Source organism: Candidatus Symbiopectobacterium sp. NZEC127 (assembly GCF_025962675.1).
In the GTDB taxonomy this organism is placed as follows: Bacteria; Pseudomonadota; Gammaproteobacteria; order Enterobacterales; family Enterobacteriaceae; genus Symbiopectobacterium.
Genome location: NZ_JAGFPG010000032.1, coordinates 1 through 698, shown reverse-complemented (window position 1 = coordinate 698; position 698 = coordinate 1). Strand labels below are relative to the sequence as shown.

At 30.1% G+C, this 698-nt stretch carries 1 protein-coding gene and 1 pseudogene; both read right to left on the bottom strand.

All coding sequences use genetic code 11. The annotated features are described in order from the left end of the window. Positions 1 to 499 (bottom strand): acyltransferase (locus J5069_RS23755; protein WP_264646117.1); only part of this gene is annotated, 499 nt, incomplete at its 3' end. Further along, positions 499 to 698: pseudogene (locus J5069_RS23750) on the bottom strand (hypothetical protein); the annotation flags it as partial. The pseudogene J5069_RS23750 and the gene J5069_RS23755, both read right to left, overlap by 1 nt.

The window sequence follows — 698 nt, the reverse complement described above, 5'->3', positions numbered from 1 at the left end:
CTACGGCCCCAGCACCAATAGCGCAATTAGAACCTATATCATTCATAATTACTGCATGCGTGCCAATCCAAAGATTGTTACCTAAACTGAGCTTACGACACTCACTTTTACTGTTGTAAAAACTAGTAGTAATATCATTGACATCGTGATGTTTAGCTCCACTCATGACAGACACATTAGCAGCAAAAATAACATCATTACCAATCTTGCAGTGACTTATTATACAAAACTCTTCAATTGTACAATTATTGCCTATCTCAACATCAGAATATACAATCACTGCACCCCAGAAAACATTGAGGTTTTCACCACATTTTTTTAATGTTATTTTATAAAAAATGCGCCTTAAAAAAATGCCCAAAATACCTGGGACAATAGAAATAATTTGAGCACATGTTTTGTATTTTATAATATTAAACTTCCAAAGAAGTATAATAACAATACATATAGGAATTACTATTATTGTCAAAAACCAAGAAATGATAATTTTAAAATTCATTATTTTTTCCAGATAAAAATAGAATAAAACTGACACTTTATTAACATTCTTGTGTTTTTATCTACTATATTGAAAACAACCCCCATGAAAACTTGCGTTATCAAAAAGCCCCATATAGCTGATTTTGTTCCATAAAAAGGAATTAAAATTAAATTCCAACAAACATTAAAGATTACAGCAAACACTGTTCTTAAAAGTC